Origin of the sequence: Leptospira biflexa serovar Patoc strain 'Patoc 1 (Paris)' (assembly GCF_000017685.1) — a bacterium.
In the GTDB taxonomy this organism is placed as follows: Bacteria; Spirochaetota; Leptospiria; order Leptospirales; family Leptospiraceae; genus Leptospira_A; species Leptospira_A biflexa.
This window is the reverse complement of sequence record NC_010602.1, coordinates 440,225-467,003: the sequence shown is the minus strand read 5'-3', so window position 1 is coordinate 467,003 and position 26,779 is coordinate 440,225. Positions and strand designations below refer to the sequence as shown.

Sequence of the window (26,779 nt, the reverse complement as noted above, 5' to 3'; positions counted from 1 at the left end):
GCGTATTGGGTGGCGGGTCTAGAACCCCACCCAATTCAGGGCGGGGAGACTAGATTCGCACCTCAAACCGATCACCAAATCTCCATTCACCAACATTTTCCCGCGATTTCGCAAAAAATCACACCATATCCAGAACCAAAGAAGGCACAGACCACCTATCTCTATGAATCAATAGAGGTTAGGTGTTTTATGATCAAACTCAGATATGTTATGAATGATAAACGTTTCCATTTACAGTTTCCTTATTCGGAATTGTATATCAAAATTGTAAAATCCATTCCCAAAGCGATGTACCATCCAGAAGATAAAACTTGGTCTTTCCCAAGTGATCTATCCTCCATTAAACGTGTATTAGCTGACTTTTCGCACTATGATATCAGATACTTATTGAATGAAATTCCAAAACAATGTGGAATATTGGAAGATTTTTTTCGAGCAGCCCGAGAGCGAAATTTTTCCTTTTGTACAACCAAAACCTATTACTCTCACCTTTATCGTTTGTTACTATTTACGGAAAAATTACCGATCAATATCAACTCAAGGGATCTTGAAAATTATTTAGATTTTCAAGTGAAAGAAAAGACAGTTAAGTCAGCAACCATAAGGGGAGCAAGACAAGCATTTATATTTTATTTTAGAGATGTCAGACAACAAATGAAACATCTCAAATTTCCAAAAATCAAGTCTGATGTCAAGTTACCAGAGGTTCTTTCTGCGGAAGAAACACGGGCAATTTTTAATTCCTTGCCAAACATAAAACACAAAATGTTGTTACTGATCAGTTATTCAGCTGGTTTACGAGTCAGCGAAGTCATTCACTTAAAAACCAAAGACATAGATCTCGAGAGAAATATGATCCGAATCACACAAGGCAAAGGAAAAAAAGATCGTTACACAATACTTGCCAATTCATTAGTCTTTGAACTCCAAGAATATTTAAAAATCAGAGAATATAATTTATTGTTGAAATATAGTTATAACGAAGTGAAAAACATCCCTTGGTTATTTCCCGGAGCTGGAACAAAACCTCTTCATATCAGAACAGCAGAAACAATATTTAACCAAGCAGCCGCGAAAGCAAAAATCACAAAAAAAGTAACATTCCATAGCCTAAGGCATGCGTTCGCCACACATTTGTTAGAACTTGGAACTGATTTAAGAATGATTCAAACCCTTCTCGGACACTCAAGTGTCCGAACAACTCAAATTTATACTAAGGTGGCAAGAAGCCGATTGGAAAATATCAAAAGTCCACTTGACCAAATGACAAAAACAGAACCTCAATCTAAAACCTAATTCATTTCCATTCGAACAAATTTTTTTCAAAACCTTCCCTAAGCACATTCACTTTCGATCCCAATATCACCATTTTCACTACACATCCCACTGAATTTCCAAGTCATTCTTATGATTTGATTGACGATTCCAATTAATGTTCCTAAATTTTAATTCGCATCAAACTTCTTTTATAGGTTACCAATGAAACGCATTCTATTTGTCTCATTTTTCACCATTGTTTTTTTCCATTTTTACCTTTATGCACAAGTCAAACCACAACTGGAAAATGAATGGATCGTATCCAAAAGTTTAGGACCCATCATTGATGGAACATCGATTCGTTGGAATTTTTCTGCAGAAATAAAGATAGATCAACTGAAATCAATTCGTGGCTTCGAATTGAATGGGAAGGAAAAAAAGGAATATTTTTCCGAGATTCAAAATCTCAAAAAAGGGAATTTCTCAATTGAAAGTAAGGCATTAATCGAAGAAGAATACAATTGGATTTTTGAATCTGGTAACACTAGTAAATTTTTTACAATCGAAGTCACCAATCATAAAGGTGAAACAAAATTTCTAAACATTCCCATTAATTTTTCTGAAGATACCAAGGTAAGCCTACGATTGTTTATGGAAAAAAACTTTGGCATCAAAAAAGATTTGGTCAAAATACCTTTCCATCGAAATTTTGATGGTAGGAAATGGATCATTGGACATTCCGAAGACGATGAGATCATAACGATGTTAGAATTGTTTCCAGAAGGCACAAACAATCCTGTTTGGTCTGAACTTTACCGATTCACACTCTTAAAACAGATTGGAACTTCTAACAGACACGAATTCATGAAGGCTGTCAAAACAGAACTTTCAAAAGATTGTAATGATTTATACTTCCACATCATCAAAGAAACCGAAACTGATATTTACTTCGAATGGTCACACGATGGTTGTGGAGGTTATCCAACTGGATCTGAAATCAGTCGATTGGCATCTGAAGAAGAAAAATCTTATTTATTTACGTTCGCCTCCAACCAAGTAAAACATACCAAAAATCAAAAGAACATCTACCAAAGTATCTTGGAAAAAGAAAAATAAAATGAAATCTTCAACTTCAAACCCAAAAAATGGTATCGAAGTTTTTTACTCGAGTATCACAAAAACTGAACTAGAGATCGTAACCAAATTAAAGGAAATTCTGAAACCGTATACAAGTTTAGAAGAAAAAATCTCCTATTCGGTACTCTATTATTTTCAAAACAGTAGGGTGTGTTTCATATGGCCGGCATCCATCAAACCAGGTCCAAAATCAGGTGTACAATTTGGTTTTTGTAATGGTTATTTGTTAAACGATCCAAAACAAATTTTAGAACGTGAAAACAGAAAACAAGTATATTGCATCACTTATCATTCAGTAGATGATGTTAACGAATTCATTTTGATCCCCTTCCTACAAAATGCGATCGAAATTGATCTAACCATATATAAACCAAAAAAGTAATATCGGGGCGTTCCCAATTCGATTCAAATTATAAATGATTTGGATACGGGTCGGGCCAATCCGGGGTGCGCTTTCGCTCCCGTCACCCACCATTTAACAATGGCAGGTGACCAAGCCCTACTTGTCCCTAACGCACAAACATTTGTACATTGAAAATACCAAACAGAACTTTAAATCGAAATTATTTTCCTTTTTGAGCCCAAAAGAAAATGAGAACAAGTAAACCAATTCCCGTAAGTCCAATGAGTAGCCACCAGCCACTCATTCCTACATCGTGTAATCTTCTCACTGCTACGCTGATACTTGGAAGGAAAACGGCCAGAGAGAAGACCATTCCAATGATGGGAAGGAACATACTGAATAAAAAACTGACAACAAATGTAAACGCTACCCAATACCAAAACTCGGGTCGTTTCGCTTTGCCATTAAACTCAATATACTTTTGAAAACAAACTTTGATCGCATCTTGGAAAGCCATATAAATTTACCTACCTTATCTTTTTCTATTCTTGAATCAGGCAAAATAAGATGATTTGTTTCGAAAAAGTAAAGTAAAAAAGATATTTTTTTAAATCTAACCCTATGTATTTCCAACGAAAATAAACTCGACGTGAAGTGGTATCTTTTATTTCTTCATTGATAAAGGTTACAATCTGTTATGAGAATTTGGAAAATAGTTCAATCCATTTGGGTTCAAAAAACTGGAGAAAACGAATCTCTAAATGGACTGAGAGCATTGGCAATCATTAGTGTATTATTATTTCACACTGTTCCAAGCTTACAAATGATAGGCTGGGGAGAACTAGGAATTACAAAATTCTTCGATACACTAGATTCTGGAGTTGCTTTATTTTTTGTTCTCAGTGGATATTTGATTTCCGGAGGCCTCAAAAAAGAATGGAACCAAAATTCAGAAATCAATTTTAAACTTTTCTTTATCAAAAGAAGTCTCCGTATTTTTCCAGCTTATTATTTTTATCTAATCATTACATATTTACTTGTTACAGCGATCTTAAAAAAAGGTGGTTCCAACCTTTCATTAAACCCTACCGCACAAAGTTCCGCGCTATCATTAATCGAATCATATAAAAACTTCAAATTTGACTTACTTTATTTATCAGATTATTTTCCAAGTTACAACATCCATACGTGGTCTTTATCCATTGAAGAAAAATTTTATTTACTCTTTCCATTTGTTGCAGGGATTTTTTTATTTCGTTTCAATTTCAAACAGAGGTTTGTTTTATTAAGTATCTTATATTCCATTCCAATGCTTTTCAGAATCATTTATTATAATCAATATGGTTCCTATACGGAAGCTTTTCATGCGTTCCATATCCGTTTTGATGACCTTATGGCTGGCATCCTCATAATGGAAATCTCATCTCATCTAGATTTAATGAAAAAATTGCAAAAGTATTGGCAGTATATTCTACTCATTGCCTTTGTAATTTATGCCACAAACTTCTATTTTATCACGAATCAAATTGGAACCTATACAACAATTTTTTCATACAATTTTTATAATATATCTTTTGCTCTTTTTTTGTTAGTCGCAATTTTAGGAAACAATCATTTTCAATCATTTCTCAGTTTCTTTTTATTTCGTCCCATAGCAAGATTAAGTTACACGATGTATCTTTGGAATCTTTTACTGGCACCTTTTGCTTTCCAAACTTTGGTAAAACCTTTTCAAAAAAATGGTTATATCACTCCGGGTCAATTTGGGATCGCAACATTACATTTTTTTCTTCTTACATTTTTGGTGAGCACAGTTTTATATATAATGATTGAGTTTCCATTCTTAAAATGGAAATCGATACTTGAATCTAAGGAACGGAATCGTAAGCAGCTAACAAAAAAATCATAAATTTTGTTTTGCCTGGTTGGGTTTCAAACTCGATTCGATCGTTCATTTTGTTTACTATTTTTTGACAAATATTTAGGCCTAATCCAACTCCCTCTCCTTCTTCCTTCGTCGTAAAGAATGGTTCGAAGATTGAAGATTGGATTTCTTCTGGTATACCACTACCTTCGTCCAAAAAGGTCACTTTGATCCATGGGCCCATCATCTGATATTAAATATTTCTTGAGTGACTTTACTACATTCGTAAATCTTTCAGAAGCGATTGAAATCACATAACTTGATTCAAATAAATTGGCAACGTTTACACTGAGGGACAAAATTTCCTTTTGTTTTTTTGTTCCAAGTATTGAATTAAGATTTTCTCCCAATAAATATGCAAATGAATCTATGATTAAGCTAACAATTTCTTCAGTTTCATTCGGATCTATCGATTGCAGAGATTTAGCATATTTAACTTGAATTTCTTTTTTTAAATCGTTTTCCTGATTCTCATTTAAATATTCATTTTTTATTTGGGTATAAACTTTTTGTAATGTATGGAATCTTTCCCTATCTTCTTCAGAAAATGCAAATACCTTATTTACAATTTTCTGGAAATTAATTTTCAGAAATTCCTCAATCGTGGCATTGGATGAAATTATGGCGGTTAAAGGAGTATTTAGCTCATGAGCCATACCCGCTGTTAAATTTCCGATGGTTGCTAATTTTTCTGATATTAAAATTTTTTCTTGGGCATCAGTAAGTTCATTGAGTTTAAACTCCAGGAGTTGATTCATTTTGTTTAATGTTTCATTACTTAACCTAATTTCTTCCGTTCGCTCTAGAACTTCTATTTTTAAATTTTCGGAATATCGTTTGTTCCAACGATACCTTTGAAATACCCAATTCGACTAACGATGGTTGGATCAGAGGTTCCATTTGTTTTGCTTCGAATAAAAGTTGTTCCCTCGAAATTTGATTTGAATATTGTTTGGAAATTAATTCTACAATCTCTTCTTGGTTTTCCATGGCATATTCCCAACCACGAAGGCTTGCTTCCCGAAAGAGTTTTACACGTTTTGGATGATTTTGAATTTCGATTTGACTTGTGAATAAATTATCTCCATAAAAATCAATCCCTGATGTCCTTGGAGAAAAAACCATGAGCGGAAATCCAGTTTTTTGAATTTCATATATTTGAGTTGTAGAATATCCGTCTAAGGCATCTACTTTTCCCTCAACTAAATCCAAAAATCGAAAACTATGATCTAACGCGATAAAGTTAGTTGGATCTAATTTTTCCTTCTTTAGATACGCAAGTATTTCATACACATGCGGGGATAACATGATCTTTTTCCCAACTAAATTTTGCAGACTCTGTTCCGAATGCGTTTTTTTAGTGAATAATACTGTTGGTGAATGTTGGAAAATCACAGCAATCACAACAATAGGTGTGCCAGAATGCCATTGTAATAAAACTTCGTTTGTACCAACACCATAACGAGCTTCCTTTTCAGAAACCAATTTGTGTAAGCCCTCCAATCCATTTTTACTCTCATGGATGGATACATCTAGTCCTGCGTCTTGGTAATAACCTTTTGCAAGTGCGGTATAATAACCAGCAAATTGAAATTGATGGTACCATTTTAAATGTAAGTCAATGTGGTCTTTGCTTACGATCGGTTGGAAAGAAATCAAAAACAGAAAGGTAAAAAGAAAGTTTCGATATTGTTTTTGATCTGGTAACACTAAGTACTTCTCACCAATTTATCGCATTGTTAGTCGAAACTGACAAAGGCATAACATGAGGAGAATTTTTGGCAACCTTGTAATAAAAATCTTTGGACGGAAATTATTTTTTTCTGCGGATGAGCCACTCAGCAAAAATTAAATTGATGAGCCAACCTGCCCCCATCATCAAATCCCTAGGAACACCCGACGGATCTCCACCGACAATCACAAACCAAGGCAGATGTGTGAAAACTTGTGTACCAGCACCAAGCCCAATGGCATACCCTCGTAACATCCAATTGCTATGAGTTTGGAATTTCCGTTTCCAAACAAAGAAAAAACCCAGACTAACGCATAGAAACATCCAAACACCTACAATCATTCGGATCCCAAATAACCAGTCTCCATCGGTTGGGACCTTTGGGTAAACCAAGGTCAACCAAACTCCTGAAATAGCAGAAGTTAACCCAAACAGAACCAAGAATCTTCCCGAAACTCGATGCCACATAAGATGCCGACTCCGAAATCCAGGGGCAAATTGAAAGGCACCTAAGATACTGTAAACGAGAACTGATATGATATGAACGAAAACAGGTATGGGATCATTAAAAAATCGTTGGTTCTCAACCGTATAACCAGAACCAGTTGCAATTTGGAAAATTCGAACAGCTCCAGCGATGCTTGGAACTAAGCTTAAAAACAATAATGAGCCGATCACCCAATAATCTTTTTTTGTAGTGGAATTCATTTCTATGTGATTTCATTTTTGCAATTTATTTCTGGAAGGGCAAGAAAGAAATTTAGGGAATTTAATGTTCAGATGTCTGAAACGAATTGGCGATGTTAGAAATTGTTTTTGCGACATCACTTATTGTAAGACTCACTCGATTTAAGTCTTCGGAACTGATGGCAAGCTCCTGTGCACTTCCTGAAAGAGAATTCACACTCACAACCATATCATCAGAAGTTCTTTTTTGTTCTTGGCATGACGTTTCAATCGATTCAGCCAATAACTGGAGTTCTTTTAATTCATCTGATACATTAGTCAAACTATTTGATTGAGAAGACATTTCTCCCTTTAACTTTTCAACACCCATTTGGATTCGGCTTGATTGACTCACAATCTCATTCAATGCTTTTACAGTATCATTCACATGATTCACACCAACACTCACTGCTGTATCACTTTTTGTGATGAGTGTCATAATGTTTTTCACTGAAATACGAGTTTTGTCTGCTAGTTTGGAAATCTCTTCTGCAACGACAGCAAACCCTCTCCCTGCATCCCCTGCCCTTGCCGCTTCAATACTAGCATTAAGAGCAAGTAAATTGGTTTGTTCTGAGATATCTGTGATGAAACCAACAATCCCTGATATCTCTTTGGTTACCAAACGGATTTCTTCCATGGAACGATCGGTACTACGAATCGATAAATTTCCATTGTCAGCTAACTGAGTCGACAAAACAGAGTCGGATGATAGTTGCCAAAGTTCTTTTTCAATATTGCCGATCGAATATTCAATATTTCGTATTTCATCGGCAATTTTTTTTATGTTTTTAGTTTCATTTTCAATAGATCCAAACATAACTTCGAACGAAGAAGATAATTCTTCTAAGGAAGCGGCAGATTCTTCCGTGGTAGAGGCGAGTCCTGATGCATTGTCTGAAACAGAAATGGCATCATGTTTCAACTGGTCGGATATGATATCTACTTGTGAAACAGATTTCTTTAATTGAACCATAATATCATTCAATTGGACCAAAAAGTGATTGATCGATTCTGAAATTTTACCAATTTCATTTTTTCCAAATAATGGTAATTGTTTCGTTAAATCTGCATCGCCACTGGAAAGTTCCTCTATTTTTGTTAATACCGATTCCAATGGTAGATTGATACTTCGAACGATAACACGAATCAATAAAATGGAAAAACTCAATGCAACGAAGACGATTAGAATATTCACCATCCTTTGCCACTTTTGTTCCGTTAGTCGATCTGTGATTAAACTTTCCAATACATTGATTGAAGCATTTTGAATTCCAGCACCGATCGAAGTACCTTTGTGAATGACAGAGAACAAATCATTGGAAGTTGAAGGTTTTTTTGTTCTCTTTAAAAAAACTTCATTTAATGATTCTACATAATTTTTACAAGATTGGTTTGCTTCCTTGATATTTTGATTTATTTTTTCTTGGTATTTTTTAGAACTTTCTAACGTTTTTTGATTTGAATTGGTGATATTGAGACAAATCGTTTCGATTGCATGGATGGAGATGATGGCCTTTGTATGGCTTGTATTTGAAAATTGATCACTCCCTTTATTTTCACCTAAGTATTCTTCGCGGATGACTTCTTTTAAGAGGGCGACATTTTGCCAAAGTTCTGGAACTTGCAACAATACGATTTCCATTTGGTAATAAGAATCTAACTCAGGATCTAAGATTAAATGAGAATAGTCCCCAATCTTGAGAGCAATCTCTTGTGTATTGACTAAAAAATTGTGAGTGGTCGTTTGATCAAAACTTTCTTGGTTTAGGTAAGCATTCCAATCTTTCACTAATGTTGATTCTTTTGGAAAAATATCTGAACTGAGAATGGCGGAAGTTCCATCTTGAACCAAAGGTTTTAGATCACGGCTGTTTTCTTCGCCAATTTTCAGTTTTGTCAAACCGCGTTGGTAAACTGCGTAAATGGGTTTTATGATTTGGATTCCTTTCAATTCTTTCGAAGTGAAATCGATATCCTTGTTTTGAGAACGGATGAATAAAATCAGTAGTACTAATAAAAAGAGAAGGATTGGAATTGGGAGTAGGAAAAGTCTAAGTCGAATCGATAGATTTGAAAAATAAGAATTCATATGTCTACTACGTCCTTCCGTAGAAATAAAGAATCCTTTCCTAATCTTTTAAATTAGAATATCAAAAAAAATATACTTAGAAAATTTATAAAATGAGACCTGGAAATACATTTACTGATTTCGATACTATAGGGTTAGTACGAATCAAATAATGATCTCCGCATAACTTTAATTAATGCTAAAATAGACTTATGTCCTTTCAAATTTTGTGATACCGGAAATTTTAGGGATTTCAACAGGAGGAATTCCTTCCTTTCGCATGCCACCAAAGGTAACAGCAAACCGAATTTTACTGTATTCCTCATAACAGGATAATCTATATTCACAAGACAGGTTTGGTTGTAGGTCCAGATCCTCTACCGTGAGTGCGCACACAAACTAATGATATTGGGAATGTATGGCATGATTTAGTATTTCCCAATTCACATTCTCGTGTCAGAAAAAATCGTTTCCTATAATTTTGATTTTTGTAATGAGCCATTCACCAATTTGTAACGGGAAATCTTCTTGGCTGTTTCAGAAAACCTTTCATCAAAAGGACAACCATCAACTGCTCCATCAAAAGCAAACTCAATTCGGTCTTCAGTGAATCTCACACCACTAAACTCATCTTCAGGAGTGAATTGTAATACGCTTTGGTAATCTCCATTTTGAAAGACAAAGAGATCACCCATAAAACTATTTAACCCATCCGTATAACATACAAAAATCTCAGGAATTTTGTCTTTGTTCATATCTCCAAAGTACAATTGAGATGCTTCCACTAAGTGGAAATAATCTTTCTTTGGGTCTTGGTATACAAAGGTTGAGTGACCAAGGTTATTATCTCTTAAGTCGTATTCGATTTGATAAAAATTATGTAGGTATGTTTCACTCTCTTCTAACTTTCTAACTGAAAGTGCTTTGTAGTTTTCTACTTTCAGAATCTTTAAGAGTTTCGGATCAAAGTTCTTAGCATACTTTTTTTCTGTATAAGCTTTTACATCCTCAACCAATGTTACTTCTTTCTCAGAAATCCATAGGGTTACCCCGCTACACCCTTCCATGTCATTATACAGTTCATCTACTAAATAATAATTGATTCCTTTATGATTGGCAATCCCGGAAATGAGTTCAATCCCTCCATGGATCTTTCGGTTATAACTATTTTCCCTCCCCTTACCGCAATAAGAGGACAGAGGTTCTGCAAATTCATCAGTACCAGGGGATGCCACAAAAGCATCAGGGTTTCTTACATCCATCCAAAGAGGATTTTTCATATTGGAATATAATTGGATAGAGTGACTAAATTTTGGTATGAATCCTCCATAAACAAATCCTTCGATTCCATTCTTAGATTTAACAAAATACCAAACGTCAAAATAAGTTTCGATTGATTGAAAAAGTTTTCCAATGGCGATGATTTCTAAATTTGAATTTTTAGATAAAGCTGTTAATACTTTCGAATCTAAAAATGGTTTCTCTCTTAATCTAACTTTGTCTCCAAGAATTTGAATCTCCCTTGTTGGAAGACGATGATCAACGAAATGGAATACTGAAACAAAATTAGATTTTTGCTCCGTATGAAATGTTCTAGGAATATAACCCACATTCTCATTATAAGATACCTTCCAAAATTCACGATTCGGATGGTCCATAACTTCCAACCTAGAACCTTTGGAAACCGTCAGGAGAATCTCCGTTTTTGTATCGGGATCTTTATAGATTGGTACACTTTGAATCGTATAAGCAAATCCACTGATAACACTAGTTGCTTCCACGATTGTATTGCTCGATTTACAATCGAAAAAAAACAATTCAATCAAAACCAAACAAAGAACTTTCTTCATGCCATCATTAGAAGGTTTCCTGTAGCTCCTTCAAGTATTTTTACAAACCCTCGCACTTCCTTCTGCTCGGTCGTTCTCGCTTAACGCCAATTAGTCAAGGTGTCTTGCATTTTTATCCTACTCGAACTCTATCGCAAAATCGTTCGAATCCCAATGCGATCGATTCTTAGGTAACTTAAACACTTGTACCAAATTTCCCAATGAATTCGAGTTCTTTCTTAGAAATGGCGCGGACGCCGAACAGCACCCACGGATGGGTGCGTGCGAGAGCTCTGGCCATGGAAGGCCAGGCGAACGCGAAGGCGCCCGTGCCATTTCTAAGAAAGTATATTCGTTGAAGGGGAAATTAACAAGTGGGTGGATGACGGGATTTCGCCTTACACGGTTCTCCCTTCCGGGTCGAACTCGTTCCAGGCCGTCTTTTGCGAGCCCTCGCACCTCCCTGTGCTCGGTCGTTCTCGCTTAACGGAAAAAATGCAAGGTGTCTTGCATTTTTATCCTACTCGAACTCTTTCGCAAAATCGTTCGAATCCCAATCTCCTTTAGCCTTAAGTAACCTTAACACTTATACCAAATTTCCCAAATGAAGTTTGTTACTTTCATAAAAATGTCTGGTCCGCCGCACAGCATCCATGGATGGATGCGAGCGGGAGCTCTGGCCATGGAGGGCCAGGCGAGCGCAAGGCGGCCCAGACATTTTTATGAGAATTTAAACATTGAAGGGGAAATTTTTGAGTGGGTGGATGACGGGATTCGAACCCGCGACGACCGGTACCACAAACCGGGGCTCTACCGCTGAACTACATCCACCGTTTCAGAACAATCATCGACCCGAGAGGGATTCGAACCCCCGACCAACTGCTTAGAAGGCAGTTGCTCTATCCAGCTGAGCTACCGGGTCAGATAGAACCAACTGATTCGGGATGACAGGATTTGAACCTGCGACCCTCTGTACCCAAAACAGATGCGCTACCACTGCGCTACATCCCGAGAAAGTCCTTGAAACACCAGTGTTTTTGGCAGAAGGACTGTGTCAACAAAAGGGAGATTTATTTCTTCAGGTTCTTGAGTCTTTCGAGAAGTACTGGGTGGTTTGGGTTCTTTTGTAAGGCTTTGCGATAGGCCTTCCAGGCTTCTTCTGGTTTCCCGTTGGTCTGCAAAAAATATCCAAAAGAATCCAAATAGGCAGGATTATTCGGATCAAGCTCTAAAGCCTTTTTTAAAGAACGTATTGCCTCTGCCCTTTCGTCTGGTGTTAGCTTCTTTTTCAGAGCAAGGAGGTAACCAAGTGAATTTAAGCTGTTCTTGTAATCTGGATTTGCTTTTAAAATCCTTCGATGGACGGAGATGGCTTCTTCCAAACGGTGTGTGTATTCATAAACATGAGCTAAGAACGAGAGGAGTTTTGCGTCATCAACGGCAATTTGTAATCTTTCTTTGATGATGGTTTCTGCATTTTCCCAATCTTTGAGTTCCACAAGGGAAAATACTTTCAGTCGGTACACATTGTCCAATTCAATGAAACCTGGGTATTCACTTAAAATCCGACCCAAAACTTGGATGGTTTTTTTGAAGTTTTTGGTTTGGAAACAACAAAGGGCAAAATTGTATAAAAGGATCGGATCTTCTGGATTTTGCAGTAAGGCTTGATCGAGAAGATTAAGAGCCATGGCATAATTGCCTTTGTTCATATAAGAAAGGTAATCGTTGTCTTCAGGCATTGTTATCGATTCGTTAGCAATTCTTTCAGTCGGTTTTTCTCTGTGAGATCCAATTGGATGGGAGTGAGCGGAATTTTCCCTTGCGCATAGGCCTCAAAGTCGGTTCCTGTTTCCTCATCATGGCCGAGTAAACTTCCATTTAACTGGAATTCACTCACACCTTCGATGATTTGTTTTTTTTCGTATTTTTCAGAATAACGACGGCGACCGAGTCTTGTGAAAACAAGTTCACTGATGGTACCTGTTCCACTCACTTCAGGTGGGAAATTTAAATTCCAAATCTCCCCCGATTGGATTTGTGATTTGTATTGTTCTAAAAAAGCTAACACAAGTTCGGCTTCTTTTTCATACCCATCCTCTGGGTCAATCCTACCTGAACTGACAGCAAGGGACGGAATCCCATGTAAGGCACCATGTTTGGCGGCACCCACTGTTCCTGAATAATGGACATCATACCCCATGTTGACACCTCGATTGATGCCTGAAATGACAAAGTCAATTTTGGGAAAAATTTCGGCATACAATCCAATGTTCACACAATCCACAGGGAATCCATCCGCGATGTAGTGGTTGTCATTGATTCGTTCCACTCGCATGCCTTGGAACACTGTGAGTGCCATGGAAGTGACAGAACGTTCTTTTAGAGGGGCAATGAGATATGTATTGTAAGATTTGCCAAGGACACGTTCCAAAGCTTTGATCCCGGCGGAAGAAATTCCGTCGTCATTTGTGATGAGTAAATTCAATTAAAAACCACCTGAAACCGATTGCAGTACACTCGTTGCTGTATATAAATTCATTAAAAATGGGAACAAAATGGTAAGACCCAATGCGTAAAAAGAGAACCGAATCGAGTCTCGATTCCTTAATTCATAAATGGATTTGAGTCCACGTGCCATCACAAGACCGTATAACACAATGAATGTAAGTAATAAAAAAAATCCAGAACCCACACCCGAGAATCCAATGGCATGTAACACAATACAAACAGGAGCAAAGATGAGAAAGAGAACACTCGCATGCCTTGCAAACATCACAAGAAACAATAACTTTTGTGACCTTCCTTTTTTTTGAACGTAATAGTCAGCGACGAGGGAATAAAAAAAAGGAAAAAACCGAAATAAAATCAAATTGGCAACAAAACCAAAAAATAAAAAAGACAATGTCGAAATGGTATAAGGTGCAGATAAAATACTCATTCCAACTGACAGCGACAAGGCGGCCAATATTGAAAAAAGCCAACTAGAACTTGGACTCATGGCAAAGGGAATCTCTTTGACTTCTTCTGAATAACGAAGTGGGTCGAGAAATACCAATTCCAAAGTATCAACCAAATCAAAGAAAAAATCTCTCATAACATCAATTTCCCAAGTGCCGTAGGTAAAATCACAAGAACTTGCGATTGTAAGAGAGCTCGGATTTTGGAAGTTTGGGAACCTTCCCCTAAAAACTTCACACCAAGAGATCGAATCATCCTTTCAAAAGGAGAATATTCTTGTTCAAATAAAGGAATGAGGCCTTCGTATTGGCAAAGTTCAGAAAGTTTTTTATGAGCTTCCCTTCTTCCGCCAATATCATCCACGAGTTTATTGCGAAAGGCATCTTCACCAGAATATATTTTTCCTTCTGCTAACTCTTCAATGGATTTTACAGTTTTGTTCCTTCCTTTGGCAACATCTTCGACAAACTTACGATAGGTGTCTTGGAGTTGTTTGCCAATCATATCGTCTTCTTCGTTTGTGGAATCACGGAAAGGAGAATACATGTCTTTGTATTTGCCCGCTTTGTAAGTGCGAACTCCCACCCCGTAACGGTCCAGTAACCCTTTCACATTCGGTGCAAATGAAATGACTCCAATGGATCCAGTGATGGTTCCGTTTTCCGCAAAGATATAATCGGATGCAGCGGCGATATAGTATCCACCGGAAGCGGCCACATCTTTCATACTCACGACGATCTTTTTGGATTTTCGCAGATGTAAGAGTTCATTAAAGATTTCTTGGGAAGCGGCTACCGTTCCGCCTGGGGAATTGATCTCGATGAGAATACCTTTAACATTGGTATCTTCATCCAATTCACGTAATTGGCGTAATACGGTGTCGGCACCTGTGGAATCAAAGGTAGATTCCCCCGAATGGATTTCCCCAACAATGGGTAAAACGACGGCTCCAATTTCACTGGCCTGGAAAAGACTACCACCGGTCCCACTGGAGAAACGGGCAAGGCTTGAGCCAGAGACCAAAATGGCAATTCCAAGAATTGTGGCAATTGTGGAGAACAAAAAGGAGAGAAAGAGAAGAAATTGGTTTCTTTCCATAAACTCCCACAAGCAAAACCTTGCAAAAACCCGAGTCAACTTTAATAATTCTTTACTTTTTTTTAGAAAAAGTTTATTTTCATTGTACGGGTTAGCCGAAAATTAGACAGGTAGTCACAGGATTTATGTCCAGGCACCGCCGAGACATAAGGCCATTACCAAGGAAGGTAGGACATGGATGTTCGTCTCAATCGTCTCCTCAACTCAGCCGAAAAATTAATCCAGGACAAAAAGGATCCCAAAGATGTCTCTGGAAAAACAGGAACGCCAATCCAAAAGGCAGATGAAAAATCTGACTTTGTGGTAAGCCTCCCTGTTCAGTACCACAATATTCAATCTCGGCTCACAGAATTACAAAAACAACTTTCGAAAGAACAATCCCGCATGGGACTTCTCGAAGACACAACCCAAGATGAAAACAAACTCAAAGAACTTTTATTTGAGGGGGAACCACTCTTTCCAGAGTTAGGTGAAAACAAAATTTCCAAACCAGAAATTTTGGAAGCAAGCAAAGGTACCATTTCCAGTCTTCTTGCAGAACTTAAGAAAAAAGAAGTGGAAGGTGAAAATATATTTTCACTCGGTATGATGCTAAGCCCAGAAGAATTCAAAGGTAAAATTGGATCGGTCTCTACGGCTTCCATGAAACCAATTTCGGAAACCATGGTCAAACGTCTCCTCGGCAGTTAATTGGAATTAAAACGTAGCCTTAATACTTTTGATTCCATTTCCGTTCTCTTTTCCTCCATGGTGGGGTCGGGGATTTTTTTCACTTCTGGATACTTAATCAAAGAAACTGGCAACCTCTGGATTGTCCTCTTTTGTTGGATCATCGGCGGTCTACTTGCCCTCTCTGGATCCATCACATATGCATATGCGGCTCGTCTCCTTCCCTTTGCGGGAGGCGATTATGTGTATCTCAAAGTTGCCTACTCGCCAGCCATCGCGTTCATGAGTGGGTGGTCCTCTCTACTCACCAATTTTTCAGCCTGTGTATCGGTCTTAGCACTCGCCTTTGGAAAGTATGTACAAATTTTATTCCCAGGCCTTCCCTACTTTGAATCACCCACGTATACATTCCTTGGTCTCGACTTACAAGTGAGTTCCCTTACCTTCATCGGAATGATCCCCATTCTATTTTTTAGTGGATTGAATTATTTTGGGATCAAATCAGCAGTACGAGTGCAAAACGTTTTTGCTGTTTTAAAAATCACGGGACTACTTCTCTTTTTAGCACTTGGATTTTCGATTGGTTCCACCCACTGGGGTTATTTATTCGAATCTCCATTTCCCAATCTTTTCGAATTATCTTTTTATTCTAAAGTTCTCATTGGCATCGTCCCAGTTTCCTTCTCCTATCTTGGTTGGAATATGATCACCTACATTGCAGAAGAAGTGAAACAACCAGAAAAAACCATTGTTCGATCAGCCATCACTGCTTGTTTTCTTGTCGCAGGGCTTTATTTTGCCATCAATTTACTTTTTGTGATCTCAGCTCCCATTGGAGAATTGGCAGGGCAAGATGGGATTGGTGCCATCGCCTTTCAAAAGTTATTCGGTTCGGATTATTCCATTTTAACTACAAGTTTCATTGCATGGGTGATTTTGGGATCCATGTCCGCCATCCTCATTGGTGGGAGTCGGGTTTACTTTGCGATGGCAAGAGATGGTGTGTTTTTACCAAGTTTTTCCAAAGTCCATCCCAAATGGCATAGCCCTTATGTTTCGATTTTTTTTCAGGCATTTGTTGCGATTCTCTTTTTGTTTGTGAAAGAAATCGAATCTTTGCTTTATATGATCACTTGTTCCATACTCATTTTGTCTTGTCTCACCGCAGCAACTCCGTTTCGATTTGAAAAGATGGGAATGAAATCGGATTACAAAATTCCATTTTATCCTCTGCCAATCTTTTTATATATCTTTGCCAACATTGCTGTGATGGTGATTTTATTTGTAGAAAAACCAATCACGGCTTCTTGGGGCCTTATGATCACACTCATCGCCTTACCAGTGTATTATCTATTCCGATTGGACAAAAAGATGGTTTCAACAAAAAAGAAATCATAAAAACCAATGAAACTTGTGGATTAATTTTTAAGCAATTGCCATAAAGGTTCTGCCAATGATGGGCATCACATCATCTTTTGCGAGCACCCATACCACATCCCCACCTTTCACCTGTGTGTTACCCGATGGGATGAGGAATTGTTCCCCTCGAGCAATGAGAAGGATATGCGATTGTTCCGGAAGTTTAATTTCGAACAAAGCTTTGTCGACGACACTGGAGTTGTATGGAACAATTAACTCTTGTAAGGTCATTCCTGGAAACTCAATGTTATCAAAGTCAGTTGGTCTGTATATTTTCCGATCGGGGTCATTTTTTAAGATTCCCAACCACTGGGCCACTCGAGGGATGAGGGAACCTTGGACGAGAAGGGAAACTAATACCACAAAGAATACGATATGAAAGAGTAAATCTCCCCAAACAAGACCTTGGGCAATCGGAAAAGTAGCAAGGATGATGGGGGATGCCCCGCGTAGGCCCACCCAAGAGATAAATAATTTTTCTTTTACAGGTAAATTCACACGGAAGAGGGAAATGAAAACCGCAAGGGGCCTTGCCAAGAGAATCAGTAAAACACCAATGAGGAGTCCTGGTACCCAAATATCAGCCATCCTTGTTGGATAGACAAGAAGTCCAAAACAAAGGAACATTCCAATTTGTAAAATCCAAACATATCCATTTAAAAACCGAAAGATGGATTTTTTATGAATGAATTTGTTTCGACCCACAATGATCCCTGCCACATACACTGCTAAAAATCCATTCCCTTGGAAAACAGTTGCAACCGCATAAATAAAAGGAACGGATGCGATGATAAATACCAAATAAAGACCATCATATCCAAGTTTGACGGAGTTCATTAAATACAAGATGAGAATTCCCATGCTGTATCCCATCATCATCCCCACAAGAACCTGCATCACAAAAAAACGTAAGAATTGGAAACCACTAAAACTCACATCAGCCGTGATTAAGTTCATAAAAATGGTTGTGAGTAAAACTCCCACTGCATCATTCGATCCCGATTCAAATTCGATGATCTTTTTTAAGTGCATAGGAAGGTCTGAAGAATCTGTTTTAAAAATATTAAACACAGAAGCGGCATCAGTGGCACTGACGATGGAACCAAGTAAAAAGGATTCCAAAAACCCAAGGACCGGGAATAATAAATGGATGAGGACACCCAAGATAAGAGCCGTAAGGATGGTGCCGATGATGGAAAGCCGGATCCCAACAGCTAAAAAGTTTTTTAAACTATCCCATTCACTTTCAAGGCCACCTAAAAACAGAATATAAATCAAAGCAAAGATTCCAATGGATTGTGCTAAACCATAATCACTAAAGTCAATGCCACCAGGTCCATCCGAACCAGCTAACATTCCAAAGGTTAAAAAAATGAGTAGAATCGGAAATCCAAAACGGAAAAAAAGTTTACTCGAAAGAATGGAAAAGATGATGAGTGTGGAAATTACGAGTGCTTGTAAAGTAAAACTATCGATCATGTTTACACCTTAGACGAATCCAAACCACTTACTGTTTGCAGGAAAGGATTTCGAGAGCTTTTGCTTTTAGGATGGGGTGTACTTTGAAATCATCAGGATTGAGCGTTGATTGTGATGATTGCTCACCATTGGTTAACCCTTCATTGGATTGGTTGGCGGAATTTGGCATCTTCCATTTATCACGCCCTAACCAAACAGATAGCGCATACACCATTCGTTGGTAAATTTCGTCGACTTTGTCTTGCCTTCCTGCCTTTTTATAGTATCCAAAGGCAAGCATGGGAAGTTTCCGATCATACATAAAATGGTCACCCAATCGAATCAGTCCATCTTTGTAGTCGGTTTTAAGAAAGAGTTCGCGTGCTTTCCGAATGTCACCTGCATTAAACGCAGTATTTCCTTCGCGGATGAGTTGTACCCTTTCTTTGGAGTCCATACTAGGAGTATCGAACCATTTTCCGAAATTGACAACTGAAAATTGTCTAAAAGAATGAATTTAAAAGGAGAGAAATCTATGTTGGAAGTAGGAAAAAAAGCCCCCAATTTTAAAAGTGTCAACCAAAACGGCGAATCGGTAAAACTTGCGGATCTAACAGGCAAAAATGGAATCGTTGTTTATTTTTACCCAAGAGACATGACACCCGGTTGTACGACAGAAGCCTGTGACTTTCGAGACAACTTTTCTCGTCTGAAAAAATTTGGATACAATGTGGTGGGGATTTCCAAAGACAATCCCAAGTCTCATACCAAGTTCATCGAAAAACAAGAGCTCAATTTTGACCTGATCTCGGATGAATCGGGTGAGATTTGTGAAGCGTATGGAGTGTGGCGAGAGAAAGTGTTTATGGGTCGCAAAGGCATGGGAATTGTTCGCTCCACCTTCCTACTCGATAGTTCTCTCAAAATTAAAAAAATCTATGACAGCGTGAAGGTAAAAGGACACGTTGAAGAAATCATCAAAGACATTCAGGAAATCCAAGGGAAATGAAAATCGAAATCTCTCCACTCCAAATCCAAATCGGTCAGGCAAAATCTGGTTCCTTTTATAAACTCATTCCAATTTTCCAAGAAGAAGTGAAAGAAGAACTGGGAAAAAAATTCCCCATCCAAATTGAAACCAAAGTGTTCTCAGGTGAACTGGGAAAAGAATTTCGGGATGAAGCAGAACACACCATCTATCTTGGTTTAGGTGAAAAAGAAAAATTAAACTTTCGGAAATTGATTTCTCATTTTTTTAAGTATGGGGAAAAAATTCTCAACTATGATGGAATGGGTTTAGAAATCCATATCCCAAAAGCACTTTCCAAAAAGTTTTCTGCAGACCGAATCGCCTACCAAATCGCCAATACATTGTTCATTGGAAGTTATCCGGTTTCCGTTTTACAAACCAAAAAAAAAGACAAAGAAAAAAAGAAAGTGGGATCTGTTTATCTCAAGTTCGAAGACAAATCTGTCACTACACTTGCAGAAGCAGGACTTTCTAAAAGTAAAGTGGTCGCAAAACACGTCAATGGTGCTCGTCACATTGCCCACTTACCTGCTAATTATTTCACACCAAACGACTTTGTATCCAGGGCCAAAGAAATTGCCAAAGAATACAAACTCTCTGTAAAGGTATGGGAGGAAGCCCAACTGAAAAAAGAGGGCCTTGGTGGAATCCTTGCCGTCTCTCGCGGTTCCGAACTGGAAGGCAAGATGGTGATTTTGGAATACAAACCGACAAAGGCAAAAAAGAAATTTGCGATTGTGGGAAAAGGTCTTACCTTTGATACAGGTGGGATTTCCTTAAAACCACCAGGTGAGATGCACGAAATGAAGTATGATATGTGTGGGGCAGCTGCCACCATACACGCGATTGGTGCCATTGCAGCCCTTGAAATCCCCATCCATATCATTGCAGCCATTGGGGTGGCAGAAAACATGCCAGATGGAAAAGCAATCAAACCAGGTGACGTTTACACAGCTTATAACGGAACCACCGTAGAAGTCCAAAACACGGATGCCGAAGGAAGGCTTGTGTTAGGTGATGTATTGTCCTATGTTTCCAAAAATTACAAACCAGACTATATGGTGGACCTAGCGACACTCACTGGCGCTGTGATCATTGCCCTTGGGCATGAGGCCGCCGCCATCCTCACCAACTCAGATCCTCTTCGAGAAGCCCTATTCAAAGCATCCGAAGCATCCGATGACCGAGTTTGGGAACTCCCCCTTTGGGACGAATATGGTGAAGACCTGAAGTCAGACATTGCGGATTTAAAAAATATCACTGGTGGTGGAAAAGGTGCAGGAACCATTTCTGCAGGAATTTTTCTTTCTAAGTTTGTGGATGACTCCATCAACTGGGCCCATATCGATATCGCAGGGGCCGCATGGAGAAAGAAAAAATCCGGAACCCAATTCCATGGCCCAACAGGATACGGTGTACGGCTGTTAGTGGATCTTGCAAAGGAACTAGCAGGGAAATAAAGATTCCGAAGATTCCCTGTTAGTTGTTGGATAGAGGTATTTTTTATACAAAAACTCTCTATCCAACAATTTGGAATCCTTTAGAAAAAAATGTTTCACCTATATTTAGATAAACAATAGGTTTCACCATTACCTTATTTTTTTCCCATTACCATCTGATTCACTTGATACATCAGGATCACTGTACATACAATTGCAGTGGCCACCACATACCCTAACACTTCGTAATGCTCTAAATAACCGCTGGGAGTTTGGATCACAATGAGCCCGGCAACGGAAGCCGCAATCCCACCTGAGATTTGTTGGATAGAAGAGCTGATGGCCATAAAGGCACCACGGTCATGCAGTTCTGGCACTGCAGAATTAATCGCATTGGCTGAAATCATACGAGCTGCTATGAACACAAATAAAAGTGAATTGAGAACAATGACAATCGGAAGAGGTGTCACGGTTAGCCTGGTAAAATAAAGGATGATGAGTGCTGCAATGGACGATGCGATAACAAACATATTGTATTTCCCTATCGAATCACTCAATCGTCCCATCATTGGACCACCTAACATAGAAACAATCCCTGTGACCATATAAATAAAGGGTAAATCTTCCAATTTCATCCCCAAGTTATGAACAGAAAATGCGGAACCAAATGGCATGAGCATAAACCCACCTGTTGCCATTAGAGTTGTTGCAATGAAGGCCGGTATGTATTTAGGCATGGTGAGTGTCGTTACCAAATGATGGAAGGCATGGGTGTCAGTTTTTTGATCCAAGTGTGAGGTCACAGGTTTTAGAAAGAGAAAAATAAAAACCCCAACAACCCCACTCACGCTTGCGATCATAAGAAATGGAGATTGCCAACCCCAAAGATTCGAAATATATATTCCAATGGGTAAACCAAATACTTGGCTTGCCGCAAAAGCAGTCATGATAAAACCCATCACTCTGCCCCGAACTTGCAAAGGAAATAAATCAGCAACAATGGCAAATGAAATAGAGGACAATACTCCTGCAAACATACCAGTCAAAATTCTGACAAATAGTAAAAATTCATAATGAACTGCAATCCCACAAAGGAAAGTTGCGAGAACAAATCCGATATAAAAAAACAAGAGGAGTTTTTTACGATCAAAACGATCCGCAAACCCTGCAGCAAGTAGTCCAGAAATCCCGGCGCTAAAGGCATAAGCGGAAACCACATATCCAAATTTTTCGGTAGTGATTTGTAGCTCACTCATGACAAGTACACCTAACGGTGATAAGATCAGAAAATCCAAAACAACGGTAAATTGCAAAAAAGCAAGTAAACCAACGACAAATACATGATAGCGAGTGAATTTAAATTCCATTCTATTTCCTATTCTTTCAAGCGATAGACTTGAATCCCGGAGTTCGGCGAACTCTCCCTTCAACCGAAAGTATCGTTTCTCAATCTATTTTATTCGCCGAAACTTACAATACCACAATCTGAATATGGGAAAATTATGTGACGATATTCTCTTTTAACTTCAAATATTGAAGATTTTCAGGAGCAATGGCTCCAAGTCTATTGAGTATCTTTTTTGCCCTTTCTATATTCCCAATCAAGCGATAACATTCCACCAAATTGATTAAGTTACGGACATGTTTCGGATCTCTTGCACGTAATCTTTCTCCAATTTCAATCGCTTTTTTTAGGTTTCTAGACTTACGATAGGCAAAACTAAGTTGTAAAAGGATTTCATTGTCTGTGACAAAAAAAGGAAAAATAGATTCTAAGGACTCTACAGCCACATCGAATTTTTTGAGTAATAATGAGATTCTTGATTTTTCTCGAATGAGGTTGATTCGGACATCATCATTTAAAGATTCATTGGAAAGTAAAGATTCAATGGTTTGAAAGGCTTCTTCACCGTTCCCAAGTTCAAGTAAGGATTTTATTTTTGCATATAAATAATCATCGGACGATAAATTGGTCAATGTATCTTTTGAAACTCGTTTGAAGGAACCAAGCCATTCCAACCTAAGTAATGTTAAATCATCCGAAAATGTTCCTACATCTAATAAATTTTCGACGATTAGGTTTAAGTCACCATTCGACTTTTTAACTACTTCTAAAAACTTTGTTTCGTCTTCATTGATGAGGCGATTTCCATCTCCACTTTCTTCCAAAACCAAATCATCTCGACCATCAGAACCAATGAATAAAATATCTCCTTTTTCCAAAGGAAAAATTCGGATTCGGACATCCCCGTCCATTCCTTTGGTTCCAATCTTCCGTAGTTCCAATTCTTCTTCTATAAAAGATGCCACACCATCACGATAGAGCACGGTCCACGGGTGTTCGGCATTGAGATAATACAAAACTCCTGTGTCCTCTTCCACAAGGCCAAGCACAACAGAAACTAACATAGATCCATCGAAAGATTCAAAGATAGTTTGCAGTTCAAAAAAACATTCTTTGATCCATCTTTCAGGAGATTTGATTTGGTTTTCCAAAATCATTTGGGTACGTTTGATGAATGATAAAAATACAACACCTAAAACGAGAGCTCCACCCGCACCTTGGATGGACTTACCCATTGCATCTCCATTCACAAAAACTAAATAGGTTTTTCCGTTGAGAGTGATGGTATCACTAATGATGATATCACCACCAATTTCTCTTTTTTTTCCGCGAAATTCAAATTCCTTTTTTTGTTTCACAAAGGACTGGAGTAAAACTTGAGTTGATTCCACTTTGGTTTGGCTTAAAGGATCTAGGAGGAGTGATGTTAAAAAATAATCACCATCTTGTTGCACTTTGAGTTCTTGGACTTTTGTTAAGGTGTTTTGTAATTCATTTGTTCTTTCTTCTACTTTTTTTTCAAGACTCAAATTGAGTTCTTCGACTTGCTTATGCACTCGCAAAAACCGATTGGCAAGTACAACGGCAATACCTAAGACAAAAACTAAAAACCCAAAACGTAATAGATTTAGATTTTGAATCGGCAACATTCCTGATGCACCTAAAATATCCCAAGTCCCTGTACCAAGCAAAAATAATATTCCAATTAACAGTCGTTTGGCATCTTTATTCTTTGCCCTAACGGCAGATATAATAAGATACAAAATCATGACCCCAAACACCAAAACCGATACTTGCCAAATCCTAAGAATGATCACAGAAGTGGCACGATTCACAAAGATCTGAGTGACTGCCAATACCCCACTCAGAGATAAATATGATTTCGATAAAATGCTGATTTTACCACGAAAAAATACTTCGGCAAACAATAACAACCAAACAGGAGTTAAAAATACCACAAAGTATTCTATTTTTGTTTGAGTGAACGGATCAAGACCAAAGGAATACACGCCTTGTGAGCGAAAGATCATATAAACAGCTAAAAAAACAGAAAATAAAGCATAATACAAGTTATACGTTTCTTGCTTTCGTTTCCAATAAAACAATCCATGGTAAATTCCTACAAAAAAGTATAAAAACAATAACATGTAGGTTTCATATTCGTCTTCTATAGTCAAATGTTCTGACGCTAAATTGATATTGGCAGGGAAATCGTTAAATAACTTATAAACGTTTAGTTCTTCCCCTTCTTCTGCCGCGAGGAGAATTCGAATTTGATTTTGCCCAACATTTAAAAAATTTCTTTTGATCCGAACGAGGATATGGCGTCTGTACCCACTTTGTTCGATGGTATCTTCTTTTAATTTACCGTTTGCAGAAACAAGATTTCCATTGATATAAATTTGATAATAGTTAGAAATATAAGGTATATGGAGGCTAAATGCATCGTCATCCACCTTTTGGAAGTCAGGTGGTGACAACAAAAAGGACTTTGCCATTGTCACCTTTCTTAATTTCCCTTTTTCCCAATCAAATTCAGGGAGAATGGAAACGAGTGGCAAAGATTCTAAGGTTTTCCATTTTTTACTATCAGGATTTTCTGAGACAACAAATCCTTTTGTGACATACCAATTTTTGGATAAGTCGATCGGAAGCGCAGTGGTGGATTCGGTCAAACAGATGAAAAAACAAAACGAAATGATGATTCTAGTCATATTGGATGCAAATGAAATTCTAAAGTCGTACTGAATGTATCTTCAAACAAATCCTTTTTTTCCGATACAGACCAAATTTCCAAATTGGGATCTTCGTTCTTTTTAAAATACAATCGACAGCTCACCTTTCCTTTTTCCACGACGGCATCCAATCGATCAATAATGGATTTTTCAGAACGGTCAAGTCCATCTCCAATCCGAAGAAACGAGGCCAGTTTTTTGACTAGGAGTTGGTCTTCGGGCCGAAGGTTTTTGAACTCTTCGTGTTTCCCTTTGGGTCCCCCCTTTCTATGGTAACGGGCAAGAAGGGCTATGATTTCAATTTCAGCATTGGAAAAACCAACCATCGCCTCAGAGTTTCGAATGATATAATAACTATGTTTGTGGTAGTTGTGATGGGAAATACAAAGCCCCACTTGGTGGAGGTAACATGCCGTTTCTAAATAATCTCGTTCTAAATTACCAAGTCCATGTAAGTTTGTAAGGTCATCAAACAATTGCAAGGTGAGTTTCGTTACGGCTTCTGCATGTTTTTTCCCTTGTGGGTAAAGATTGGCTACGGTTTTAATCGCCTTGTCTCGAATGTTATCGAGTCTTGGTAAAGATGTGTCTGTATGCCGATACCAAGATTCAATCGTGTCGTAGACAATCCCTTCTCTTAGAGCAAAGTCACTCACTGTAAACGAAGGCGCTTTGATCCTTTGTAACACTTCGTCCAAAACCAAAACCCCACCCACAATGATATCCCCTCGTTTGGCATCAAGTCCTGGAATTTTTAACCTTTTTTTGATACTTTCTGCATCTAATACTTGTTTGCGGATTTCTTTAAACAAATCGATTGTAATCTCTGTTCCGTTCAGTCGTTCTCTCTTTTCCCCTTTTTTTTCGAGTACCATGGAAGTCACCGAGGTAATGGTTCCGGAACTTCCCACAACCAAAAAGGGTTTTAATCTCTCAATTTGCGGTAAAAAAGCAGATAACACTGATTCAATGTGGATCCTACATTTTTGTAAATCAGTGGCCGAAAGGGGATCTTTTTTTAGGTATTTCTCCGTTAATCGAATGGCACCTAACTTCATGCTGGTGGAAAAAAGAATTTCACCCTTTTCTCCAATGAGGAGTTCTGTACTGCCTCCCCCGATGTCAATTAAGAGGATTCGTTTGTCAAACACGGGAAGTCCTTGTAAAATCCCCAAATAAATGAGGCGGGCTTCTTCGTTTCCTGAAATGACTTGGATTTGGATGCTCGTTTCTTTCTCAGCTCGGTCAAGAAAGACCTGACGATTTTCGGCTTCCCTTAGGGCACTTGTGGCAACTGCTCTGATTTCCGCTTTGTAGGAGTCAGCTAAGGTTTTGAATCGTTTCAAACAAGCGATACCACGCTCGATCGCATCGTCTTTGATCACCGCATAATCACTGCTACCACTCCCTAATCGGACAGATTCTTTTTCTTTTGTTAAGTATTCAAGTGTACCGTCCGGTCTTAGTTTTACGACGACAATGTGGAAGGAATTGGTGCCTAAATCAATGGCAGCGAGGATCTTTTCCGAGCGAAATGCCTGGTTTGGTTTGCGTAAGATTTGTGAGAAAGGTAGCATTTTGTATCTAACTAGCCTATCGAAAATTT

General features: G+C 38.2%; 24 protein-coding genes and 3 tRNA genes. 8 read left to right on the top strand and 19 right to left on the bottom strand.

Features of this window, described 5'->3' with window-relative positions:
* The first annotated feature begins 189 nt into the window (after positions 1-189).
* The 3 genes from LEPBI_RS02305 (at position 190) to LEPBI_RS02295 (ending at position 2,776) form a co-directional block, all read left to right on the top strand.
* The gene (locus LEPBI_RS02305) at positions 190-1,296 is read left to right on the top strand and encodes a tyrosine-type recombinase/integrase (RefSeq protein WP_187148068.1); all 1,107 of its coding nucleotides are present in this window, start codon (positions 190-192) and stop codon (positions 1,294-1,296) included.
* Positions 1,297-1,479: 183 nt separating this feature from the next.
* Positions 1,480-2,373: a hypothetical protein gene (locus LEPBI_RS02300; protein WP_012387495.1), complete on the top strand. Its 894-nt coding sequence runs from the start codon at positions 1,480-1,482 to the stop codon at positions 2,371-2,373.
* 1 nt (position 2,374) lies between these two features.
* Complete coding sequence (locus tag LEPBI_RS02295) at positions 2,375-2,776, top strand: DUF1801 domain-containing protein (protein ID WP_012387494.1); 402 nt, start codon at positions 2,375-2,377, stop codon at positions 2,774-2,776.
* Positions 2,777-2,957: 181 nt separating this feature from the next.
* Here the strand turns inward: LEPBI_RS02295 and LEPBI_RS02290 are convergent, their stop codons facing one another.
* Positions 2,958-3,254, bottom strand: a complete 297-nt coding sequence (locus tag LEPBI_RS02290; protein WP_012387493.1) for a DUF805 domain-containing protein — start codon at positions 3,252-3,254, stop codon at positions 2,958-2,960.
* 180 nt (positions 3,255-3,434) lie between these two features.
* On the opposite strand from LEPBI_RS02290, the gene LEPBI_RS02285 reads away from it, so the two are divergent.
* Positions 3,435-4,646 (top strand): acyltransferase family protein, encoded by a 1,212-nt coding sequence (locus LEPBI_RS02285; protein ID WP_012387492.1) that lies wholly within the window; start codon positions 3,435-3,437, stop codon positions 4,644-4,646.
* On the opposite strand, the gene LEPBI_RS19420 is transcribed toward LEPBI_RS02285, so the two are convergent.
* The 13 genes from LEPBI_RS19420 to sppA form a co-directional block, all read right to left on the bottom strand.
* On the bottom strand, positions 4,606-4,845 hold the full coding sequence (locus LEPBI_RS19420; RefSeq protein WP_041769592.1) for an ATP-binding protein: 240 nt from the start codon (positions 4,843-4,845) through the stop codon (positions 4,606-4,608). The two genes, LEPBI_RS02285 and LEPBI_RS19420, sit on opposite strands and share 41 nt — an antisense overlap.
* The gene (locus LEPBI_RS02275) at positions 4,805-5,419 is read right to left on the bottom strand and encodes a nitrogen regulation protein NR(II) (protein ID WP_012387491.1); all 615 of its coding nucleotides are present in this window, start codon (positions 5,417-5,419) and stop codon (positions 4,805-4,807) included. Before LEPBI_RS02275 ends, LEPBI_RS19420 begins: the two co-directional genes overlap by 41 nt.
* A gap of 25 nt (positions 5,420-5,444) precedes the next feature.
* Positions 5,445-6,371 carry an ABC transporter substrate-binding protein gene (locus LEPBI_RS02270; RefSeq protein WP_012387490.1) on the bottom strand — a complete coding sequence of 309 codons (927 nt, stop codon included), beginning with the start codon at positions 6,369-6,371 and terminating at the stop codon, positions 5,445-5,447.
* A gap of 103 nt (positions 6,372-6,474) precedes the next feature.
* Complete coding sequence (locus LEPBI_RS02265; RefSeq protein WP_012387489.1) at positions 6,475-7,101, bottom strand: DUF2306 domain-containing protein; 627 nt, start codon at positions 7,099-7,101, stop codon at positions 6,475-6,477.
* 61 nt (positions 7,102-7,162) lie between these two features.
* Positions 7,163-9,211 (bottom strand): methyl-accepting chemotaxis protein, encoded by a 2,049-nt coding sequence (locus tag LEPBI_RS02260; RefSeq protein WP_012387488.1) that lies wholly within the window; start codon positions 9,209-9,211, stop codon positions 7,163-7,165.
* A gap of 452 nt (positions 9,212-9,663) precedes the next feature.
* A complete protein-coding gene (locus tag LEPBI_RS02255; protein WP_012387486.1) occupies positions 9,664-11,040 on the bottom strand; it encodes a hypothetical protein in 1,377 nt (458 codons plus the stop codon).
* Positions 11,041-11,778: 738 nt separating this feature from the next.
* A tRNA-His gene (locus LEPBI_RS02250) sits at positions 11,779-11,850 on the bottom strand.
* A 17-nt stretch (positions 11,851-11,867) separates the two neighbouring features.
* Positions 11,868-11,941, bottom strand: a tRNA-Arg gene (locus LEPBI_RS02245).
* A gap of 17 nt (positions 11,942-11,958) precedes the next feature.
* A tRNA-Pro gene (locus LEPBI_RS02240) sits at positions 11,959-12,030 on the bottom strand.
* A gap of 59 nt (positions 12,031-12,089) precedes the next feature.
* On the bottom strand, positions 12,090-12,761 hold the full coding sequence (locus LEPBI_RS02235) for a tetratricopeptide repeat protein (RefSeq protein ID WP_012387485.1): 672 nt from the start codon (positions 12,759-12,761) through the stop codon (positions 12,090-12,092).
* 2 nt (positions 12,762-12,763) lie between these two features.
* Positions 12,764-13,507 carry a 5'/3'-nucleotidase SurE gene (gene surE, locus LEPBI_RS02230; protein WP_012387484.1) on the bottom strand — a complete coding sequence of 248 codons (744 nt, stop codon included), beginning with the start codon at positions 13,505-13,507 and terminating at the stop codon, positions 12,764-12,766.
* Positions 13,508-14,116: a hypothetical protein gene (locus LEPBI_RS02225; protein ID WP_012387483.1), complete on the bottom strand. Its 609-nt coding sequence runs from the start codon at positions 14,114-14,116 to the stop codon at positions 13,508-13,510. It abuts the gene before it with no gap.
* Entirely contained in the window at positions 14,113-15,078 is a 966-nt protein-coding gene (gene sppA, locus LEPBI_RS02220) for a signal peptide peptidase SppA (protein WP_012387482.1), read from the bottom strand. Before sppA ends, LEPBI_RS02225 begins: the two co-directional genes overlap by 4 nt.
* A 174-nt stretch (positions 15,079-15,252) precedes the next feature.
* On the opposite strand from sppA, the gene LEPBI_RS02215 reads away from it, so the two are divergent.
* Both LEPBI_RS02215 and LEPBI_RS02210 read left to right on the top strand, forming a co-directional pair.
* Positions 15,253-15,768, top strand: coding sequence for an LIC10415 family protein (locus LEPBI_RS02215; RefSeq protein WP_012387481.1), 516 nt, complete (start codon positions 15,253-15,255; stop codon positions 15,766-15,768).
* Positions 15,769-17,145: an APC family permease gene (locus LEPBI_RS02210; protein ID WP_012387480.1), complete on the top strand. Its 1,377-nt coding sequence runs from the start codon at positions 15,769-15,771 to the stop codon at positions 17,143-17,145.
* A gap of 27 nt (positions 17,146-17,172) precedes the next feature.
* Here LEPBI_RS02210 and LEPBI_RS02205 read toward each other — a convergent pair whose 3' ends face one another.
* Together LEPBI_RS02205 and LEPBI_RS02200 are read right to left on the bottom strand one after the other, a co-directional pair.
* Positions 17,173-18,645, bottom strand: a complete 1,473-nt coding sequence (locus LEPBI_RS02205) for a potassium/proton antiporter (RefSeq protein WP_012387479.1) — start codon at positions 18,643-18,645, stop codon at positions 17,173-17,175.
* A 28-nt stretch (positions 18,646-18,673) separates the two neighbouring features.
* On the bottom strand, positions 18,674-19,081 hold the full coding sequence (locus tag LEPBI_RS02200) for a hypothetical protein (RefSeq protein WP_012387478.1): 408 nt from the start codon (positions 19,079-19,081) through the stop codon (positions 18,674-18,676).
* A 78-nt stretch (positions 19,082-19,159) separates the two neighbouring features.
* Between LEPBI_RS02200 and bcp the strand changes: the two genes are divergently transcribed.
* On the top strand, positions 19,160-19,633 hold the full coding sequence (bcp, locus tag LEPBI_RS02195) for a thioredoxin-dependent thiol peroxidase (protein ID WP_012387477.1): 474 nt from the start codon (positions 19,160-19,162) through the stop codon (positions 19,631-19,633).
* The gene (locus LEPBI_RS02190; RefSeq protein ID WP_012387476.1) at positions 19,630-21,114 is read left to right on the top strand and encodes a leucyl aminopeptidase; all 1,485 of its coding nucleotides are present in this window, start codon (positions 19,630-19,632) and stop codon (positions 21,112-21,114) included. The genes bcp and LEPBI_RS02190 overlap by 4 nt, the downstream gene beginning before the upstream one ends.
* 134 nt (positions 21,115-21,248) lie before the next feature.
* Here the strand turns inward: LEPBI_RS02190 and LEPBI_RS02185 are convergent, their stop codons facing one another.
* From LEPBI_RS02185 to LEPBI_RS02175, 3 genes are all read right to left on the bottom strand, one after another.
* Positions 21,249-22,460: an MFS transporter gene (locus LEPBI_RS02185; protein WP_012387475.1), complete on the bottom strand. Its 1,212-nt coding sequence runs from the start codon at positions 22,458-22,460 to the stop codon at positions 21,249-21,251.
* Between the two features lie 133 nt (positions 22,461-22,593).
* Positions 22,594-25,152 carry a SpoIIE family protein phosphatase gene (locus LEPBI_RS02180; RefSeq protein ID WP_012387474.1) on the bottom strand — a complete coding sequence of 853 codons (2,559 nt, stop codon included), beginning with the start codon at positions 25,150-25,152 and terminating at the stop codon, positions 22,594-22,596.
* A complete protein-coding gene (locus LEPBI_RS02175) occupies positions 25,149-26,750 on the bottom strand; it encodes a Ppx/GppA phosphatase family protein (protein ID WP_012387473.1) in 1,602 nt (533 codons plus the stop codon). Before LEPBI_RS02175 ends, LEPBI_RS02180 begins: the two co-directional genes overlap by 4 nt.
* Positions 26,751-26,779 lie beyond the last annotated feature (29 nt).